The sequence below is a fragment of the Streptomyces sp. NPDC003393 genome (assembly GCF_053589015.1).
The window spans coordinates 40,496-47,324 of the sequence record NZ_JBSFRB010000057.1 but is presented as its reverse complement, the minus strand read 5'-3'; the positions used below and the strand labels follow the sequence as shown (position 1 = coordinate 47,324).

Genomic DNA, 6,829 nt, shown 5'->3' with positions numbered 1-6,829 from the left:
GGACACCCGAGCGGGCACCGTCCGAACTCGCCGTCCCCAAGCTCCGGTCCCGGCAGTTACTTCCCGCACTGGCTGCTGGAACGCCGTCGGCGGGCGGGTTCGCAAACGGTCCACGCATTCCAAAGCCCCCGTCAGCCTTGGCGCCCGGGAGCCTGTGCGGCCTTCACGTCGGCCGCGTACCGGTCCACGTACTCCTGACCCGAGAGCCGCAGGATCGCGTACGTGATCTCGTCGGTGACGGCCCGCAGCACCGTCTCCTGGTACGTCGTCCTCGCAAAGCGCGCGAGAAGTCCAGAGGCTCCCCGAAACGGATCACGACCGGCGGGTGTCTCGGCCGGACACGTGCCCGGCCCCAGATCTGGTACGTCCCCACCGTTGCGGCCGGAATCACCGGAACGCGGGCGGCCAGAGCCATCACCGCCACCCCGACCTTGCCCCTGTACAGCCGGCCGTCGGGGGAGCGCGTGCCCTCCGGAAAGATCGCGAGCAGTTCTCCCTGCGCCAGTACCGCCTGCCCCTCGCTGAGGGCTGCCCGCCCTGCGGCCCTGCCCGACCTGTCCACCGGAATCTGCCCGGTACGGCGAAGGATCAGCGCGGTCAGCCGGCCCCTGAGGCCCGGCGTCGTGAAGTACTCCGCCTTGGCCAGGAACGTGATGCGCCGTTTCAGCACCGCGGCCATGAGGAGGGGGTCGGCGAAGGACAGGTGATTCCCGGCGACGATCGCCGCACCCTGCGCCGGAACATGCTCGAGACCCTCGACCCGCGGCCGCAACAGCAGCCTCAGCAACGGCCCGAGAAGGACGTACTTGAGCAGGTAATAGAACATCGGCTGCTTCTCACTGCCGAATCGGCTCCCGGACACGCCTGCACCGGGTCGGCGACTCGCATCCGCCTCCGGCCCGGGACCCGGGGAACGGTTCACGGCGCCTGGCGGCCTCGCGAATCCTCAGCAGCCACGCCCCTGTCTCCCCGGGCGGCCGGGCGGCGTGAAGAGGCCGGAGGCGGATGCGGCCACTCGCGAACAGGCCGTCCCGTACACCCATCGTACGAACGGCCACCCATGAAGATCGCCACCGGGCAGCATGTCCGTACGCCACACGAGTACGCCACACGAGGGAACCGACGCGTCGCGGGCGGCGCCATGGCACGACTGCCTGCGACGGGGATCGCCAGGTGGGCCGTGGGCGGACGCTCAGCCCCCTCGCGGCCTCCGGGGTCGGTCCTCCCAGCGCGTTTCCAGAAGTCCTGCGCGTCACGGCCAGGGGGCCGGTCCAGGCGTTCTCGAAGAGCATCGCCGGGCCGGCTCCTTACCGCGCGGCCCCGGGCAGGTTCGTGTCTCCCGGCCGGCTACCGGCAGAGCCTCCGGAAAGCCGCTCAGGTCTCAGAGCACGGTCATGGGAGACGATATGAGGGTGGAGGTGCACCGAGCCGACGACGGGGTGATCGCGGTCGAGGTGGTGGGGGACCCTGACGCGCCTGCGGTGCTGTTCTGCCACGGGTTCGCCGACTCCCGGCTGGCCGTGTACAGCCTCGCGGACGCGGCCCACGCGCTCGGCTTGCGCCTCATCGCCCCGGATCGCCCCGGCATTGGCGGCACGGACGCCCGTCGCCTGTCGCGGGTCGTGGACTGGGTTGCGGAGGCCACCCTGGTCCTGGACGCGTTGGACGTCGGCTCGGTGGCGCTGCTCGGTGTCTCGGGCGGCGGAGCGTTCGCGGCCGCGTGCGCGGCCGAGCTGCCTGACCGTGTCCGCAGCCTGATGCTCGTCGCGCCCCTCGGCCCGCCGGCCTGGCCCACCCGCGGGATGGCGGCCGGGCAACGCGTGTCCTTGCAGATCGCCCGGCATGCTCCGGCCTTCGGTGGCTGGTTCTTGGGCCGCCTGGCCACGCTGACGCGTCGGGCACCAGGGCTGTTCCTCCGCCTGGCGACCAGCGAGATGCCCGCCGGCGACCGGCAGGCTCTCGCCCAGCCGGACGCGCGAGCTGCCTTTCTGACCAACTACCTGCGAGCGTTCCACCGCGGGAGCGGTGGAGTCGGGCAGGATCTGCGCCTACTGACCCGACCCTGGGGTTTCGACCTCGCGTCGATCAGTGTGCCCACGTCGATCCACCACGGGGACGCGGACACCACCGTCCCGCTCCAGCACGCCCGCCGCTTCGCCGCGGCGATACCGGGCGCACGCCTTCACATCCATCCCGGCCAAGGCCACTACTCGATCCTCACCACACCCGAGCACACGCTCGCGCCACTCGCCCCGTAGCCGGTCGGTCACCGATCACGGCGAGGGCGCGTCCGGCGGACATCCGGGTCGCGTGGCGGCGGTGCACGACAACGCCCTCCGCCTCCGGCGGCCACCGTCCTGCGTTGAGCGCAGAACTTCTGGACACATGCTTCAGGGCAACCACGAGCCCGAATCGCCGGTCAGCGAAACCGGCGACGACGGGGAGTATTGATCACCCGTTCACCTGCGCGTGCGACGCGCCTGGTACGGCAACGGTGCTTGCCTCCGGCACCGAGTCGTCACCCGCAGATTTCGGGCGGGATCGCGCGCGCGTCGCGGTCAGCGGGGCTGGACCGGGAAGAGCATGCAGCTGCTGGTGGCGTGGGCCAGCAGCCGGTCCTCGGAGTCTCGGAGCTCCGCCTGCGCGAGGGCGGTGCGGCGCCCGGCGTTGAGGACGGTGCCGATGGCGCGGACCTTCCCGGTGTCGACGGTGACCGGGCGCAGGAACTTCAGGGTCAGATCGAGCGAGGTGTAACCCATGCCCTGCGGGAGCACGGTCTGCACCGCGCAGCCGGCCGCCGAGTCCAGGAGCGTGGCGTAGACGCCGCCGTGGACGCTGCCGATCGGGTTGTAGTGCTCCTCGCCCGGTACCAGTACGAAGACCGCGCGGCCGTGTTCGGCCTCCTCCAGGGTGAAGCCCAGGGTGGCGGCGATGGGCGGGGCGGGCAGCCGTCCGGCCAGGATCTCGCGGAGGAAGTCGAGACCGCTGTGGTGGGGGACGGCGTCGGCGGAGACCGTGGGATCTTCCCAGTCGACCGTCCGTGACCTGCGCATGCTCGCTCCCTGTCGCTCTGACTTCATATAGCGAAGCTAGATGGCCACGATCTGGCTGTCAACAGCGAAGCCAGCCTAGGATGGGCGCATGAGCTGGCTGGAGACGAGCACCGAGAACTGCACGGTCCAGCGGACGCTGGACCTGGTCGGCGAGAAGTGGTCGTTGCTGCTGCTTCGGGACGCCATGAACGGCGTCCGGCGCTTCGACGAATTCCGGCGGCACATCGGGCTCTCCGAGGCGGTACTGGCGGACCGGCTGCGCAAACTGGTGGCCGCCGGAATCCTGGAGACCGTCGCTTACCGCGAGCCGGGCAGCCGCACCCGGCGCGAGTACCGGCTCACACGCAAGGGCTGGGACCTGTGGCCGGCGATAATCGCGCTCAAGCAGTGGGGTGACCGGTACACCGCGGACCCCGAAGGCCCACCTCTGGAGGTTCTCCACGCGGACTGCGGCGAGCCGCTGCACGCAGTGATCGTCTGCGGGGACGACCACGGACCGCTGACGCCGCCGCAGGCCCGGACCCGCCCGGGTCCCTCGGCGCACCCTCACATCTGACCGGCGCGCCTCCTCCCGACGGCGCGCCGCCCGGCCCCGCCGGTCGCCCTCTCGGTCAGGGACTGTCCGGGCCGACGCGGACGAGACCCGGGCCGGCGTCGACGAACGATTCCTCGAACTGCACGTCGTGCCCCTCGTCGCAACGGAGCACGGCACGCACCTCGGCACCGCAGTCCTTGTGGCGCACCACGACCGGGGGCCCCTGCTCGTCGGAGGCCCAGGCATCGCCCCACTGCCGCAGCGCCACGAGCACCGGCAGGAAGTCGCGGCCCTTGTCGGTCAACTGATAGCCGTACCGGGTCCGCTGGCCGGGCTCCCGGTACGGGACGCGCTCCAGGAGTCCGGCGGCGGTCAGTTCCTTCAGGCGCGCCGCGGCAGCAGGGTCTCCGATGCCCACCCGCTTCGCGAAGTCGTCGAACCGGCGGGTGCCGAAGAACGCCTCGCGCATGATCAGCAGCGCCGTCCGGTTGCCGACGATCTCCAGAGTCCGGGCGATGGAGCAGTTGGTCATGGACCAGGTGTCCCGTTCCGACAGCAGATCGCTCATGTCTGCTCCCCCTCTCCCAGCTGACTTGCTTCAACCTTCGTCAGACTATACCGTCGAGCTGACTTAGAGAAACATAAGTCAGCCACTTCTTGTGCAAGCCGAAGGAGAAGTCATGAACATCAGCGCGGCAACCGCCCTGGTCACGGGCGCGAACCGGGGGCTCGGCAGGGCACTCGCCCAGGAACTGGCCGCACGGGGCGCCACCGTCTACGCGGCGGCCCGCCGGCCCGAGCACATCGATCTGCCCGGAGTGAAGGCGATCCAGCTGGACGTCACCGATCCCGCATCGATCGCCGCGGCCGCCGAGGCGGCGAACGACGTCAACCTGCTGATCAACAACGCGGGCAGCTCCACCGGGGCCGACCCGCTGAACGGCAGCTGGGACGCGCTCCAGCTGGAGATCGACACCCACTACCTGGGCACCCTGCGCGTGATCCGGTCCTTCGCCCCGGTGATGGAGGCACGGGGCGGCGGCTCGATCCTCAACATCCTGTCGGTGCTCTCGTGGATCAGCTTCCCGACCGTGGGCGCCTACTCCGCCGCCAAGTCCGCGGCCTGGAGCATGACCAACACCGTGCGCCAGCAGCTCGCGCCCCGCGGCATCACCGTGTCCGGGCTGCACGTCGGCTACATGGACACCGACATGGCCCGCCATGTCACCGAGCCCAAGACCGACCCGGCGGACGTCGCCCGTGCCGCCGTGGACGGCATCGCCGCCGGCACGCACGAGATCGTCGTCGACGACATCAGCCGCCACGTCCGGGCGAACCTCTCCGGCGGGGTCGCCGCCCTCTACCCGCAGCTCGGCTGAGGCGAGGACGCCGTGACCTCCACTCCCTCCCCCAGCGTCGTCCAGCGCGCGGGACGGTCGAACCCCACCGGCGGGCCGGCCGGCGATCACCCGCCTTCCCGGCTCACCGCGGCCGTCACGCTCACCGCGATGTGCCTGGGCGCCATGACGACCTTTCTGCTGATCACCGCGTCCGTGTCGGCGCTGTCGGCCATCCAGGACGACCTGCACGTCTCCCCGAGCGGGCTGGTCTGGATCCCCTCGGCCTACACGCTGCTCGTGGCCTGCCTGGTGATGTCCGCGGGCACGGTCGGCAACCTCTTCGGCCGCAAGCGCGTCTTCCTCACCGGCTCCGCGATCATGATCATCGGGTCGCTCACCGTCTACACCGCGACCTCGGTGACCGGCGTCATCGCCGGTCAGCTCGTCTCCGGCGTCGGCGGCGCGCTCATCCTGCCCAACAGTCTGGCCATCCTGGGGGCCGCCTTCCCCGACCCGCACCGGCGCACCGAAGTCGTCACCGCCTGGGCGGCCTCCTCCGGCATCGGACTCGCCGTCGGCCCCCTCATCGCGGGTGGACTGCTGGGCCACTTCCAGTGGCACACCGTCTTCCTGTCGACGGCCGTCCTGGCCGTGGTCACCATGGGCGTCGCCGCCTTCGTCGCCGAATCACGCAGCCCTGGCGGCAAGCTGGACATCCCCGGCCAGGTACTCGCCGTCGTGGGCATCGCCGCACTCGTCTACGCCCTCATCGAGGGCGGACACGCCGGCTACACCAGCCCCCGCATCCTCACCGCCTGGTTCGTCGCGGTCGCGGCGCTGACCGGCTTCGTCCTCGTCGAGCGCGCCGGCCGTACGCCCATGCTGGACATGACCCTGTTCCGCTCGAGATCCTTCAGCGCCGTCATGTTCATCGCGGCCGTCTCCCTCTTCGGGTTCACCGGCGTGGCCATCCTGTCGGTGCTCTTCTACGAGCGTGTCCAGCGGCTGTCCGCCCTGGACGTGGGGTGGCGCCTGCTGGCCCTCTTCGGCGTCTACGTCGTCGTCGCCTACGCGGCCGGCCGGCTGATCCGCCGCACCGGCTTCAAGCTCCCGCTGACGCTGGGCTTCCTCGTCGGAGCGGCCGCCGCCGCTGGGTTCCTCACCGTGGGACCCGACACCCCCTACTCCCAGGTGTGGTGGCTGTACGTCCTCTTCGGAGCCGCCTGCGGGATGGTGGCCGCGCCGAGCACCGCGGCGGCCCTGGTCAGCGTCTCCCACGAGCACGCCGGCATGGCCTCCGGAGCCGTCAACGCCTTCCGCCAGATCGGGTCCGTCACGGGCTCCTCGCTCCTCGGCGCGCTGCTCGCCAACCGGCTCCAGGCCCAGTTGCCGGCCCGGCTCGACGCCCACGATGTGCCCCGGGCGGCCTGGCCCGCCGTCGAGCACGCCGTCGCCACCGGCAGGGCCCACGGTGGCACTCCGCCGAGCGTGACGGCCGCGGTCGGCGACGCCTTCACCTCCGGGGTGCATGCGGGCATGGCCGTCGTCGCCGTCGTGTTCCTGTGCGCCGCACTGGCCTCCGCCCTTCTGGTGCACAACCGGCCGCACCACACGACCGCGACCGGCACGGTCCGGCCGTCACCGGTCGGCGCCGCCGGCCGCTGACGCCGGCACGGCGGCTCGGTCCGGTCCGGCCCTCGGGAGCAGCAGCCCATGGCGGTGCCCTCCCGCCGCTCACCACGGCGTGGGGTTCTTCGCGCCGCGGCGATCGGTCCGCCGCTTCCTGGCCGGCCGCCTTCCGGACCCGGCCACTTCGGCGGCACAGATGTGGGGCGCCGCCCGTCGGCTCCGTCCTTCTCCCGGGCAGCCAGCCCCCTTCATCCATAGAACAATCAATCACG

6 protein-coding genes and 2 pseudogenes are annotated in these 6,829 nt (G+C 71.3%); 5 read left to right on the top strand and 3 right to left on the bottom strand.

Features of this window, described 5'->3' with window-relative positions:
* Positions 1 to 96 (top strand): annotated as a pseudogene (locus ACWDUZ_RS35250) (transposase); the annotation flags it as partial.
* 35 nt (positions 97 to 131) lie between these two features.
* Here ACWDUZ_RS35250 and ACWDUZ_RS35245 read toward each other — a convergent pair.
* Positions 132 to 826 (bottom strand): annotated as a pseudogene (locus ACWDUZ_RS35245) (lysophospholipid acyltransferase family protein).
* A gap of 568 nt (positions 827 to 1,394) precedes the next feature.
* On the opposite strand from ACWDUZ_RS35245, the gene ACWDUZ_RS35240 reads away from it, so the two are divergent.
* A complete protein-coding gene (locus ACWDUZ_RS35240; protein ID WP_451635903.1) occupies positions 1,395 to 2,258 on the top strand; it encodes an alpha/beta fold hydrolase in 864 nt (287 codons plus the stop codon).
* Between the two features lie 300 nt (positions 2,259 to 2,558).
* On the opposite strand, the gene ACWDUZ_RS35235 is transcribed toward ACWDUZ_RS35240, so the two are convergent.
* Entirely contained in the window at positions 2,559 to 3,053 is a 495-nt protein-coding gene (locus ACWDUZ_RS35235; protein ID WP_451635902.1) for a PaaI family thioesterase, read from the bottom strand.
* 88 nt (positions 3,054 to 3,141) lie between these two features.
* On the opposite strand from ACWDUZ_RS35235, the gene ACWDUZ_RS35230 reads away from it, so the two are divergent.
* A complete protein-coding gene (locus ACWDUZ_RS35230; protein WP_451635901.1) occupies positions 3,142 to 3,609 on the top strand; it encodes a winged helix-turn-helix transcriptional regulator in 468 nt (155 codons plus the stop codon).
* Positions 3,610 to 3,664: 55 nt separating this feature from the next.
* Here the strand turns inward: ACWDUZ_RS35230 and ACWDUZ_RS35225 are convergent, their stop codons facing one another.
* On the bottom strand, positions 3,665 to 4,156 hold the full coding sequence (locus tag ACWDUZ_RS35225; RefSeq protein ID WP_451635900.1) for a winged helix-turn-helix transcriptional regulator: 492 nt from the start codon (positions 4,154 to 4,156) through the stop codon (positions 3,665 to 3,667).
* A 112-nt stretch (positions 4,157 to 4,268) separates the two neighbouring features.
* Between ACWDUZ_RS35225 and ACWDUZ_RS35220 the strand changes: the two genes are divergently transcribed.
* Together ACWDUZ_RS35220 and ACWDUZ_RS35215 are read left to right on the top strand one after the other, a co-directional pair.
* Positions 4,269 to 4,967, top strand: a complete 699-nt coding sequence (locus tag ACWDUZ_RS35220) for an SDR family oxidoreductase (RefSeq protein WP_451635899.1) — start codon at positions 4,269 to 4,271, stop codon at positions 4,965 to 4,967.
* 12 nt (positions 4,968 to 4,979) lie between these two features.
* Positions 4,980 to 6,593 carry an MFS transporter gene (locus ACWDUZ_RS35215; RefSeq protein WP_451635898.1) on the top strand — a complete coding sequence of 538 codons (1,614 nt, stop codon included), beginning with the start codon at positions 4,980 to 4,982 and terminating at the stop codon, positions 6,591 to 6,593.
* The last annotated feature ends 236 nt before the right edge of the window (positions 6,594 to 6,829 follow it).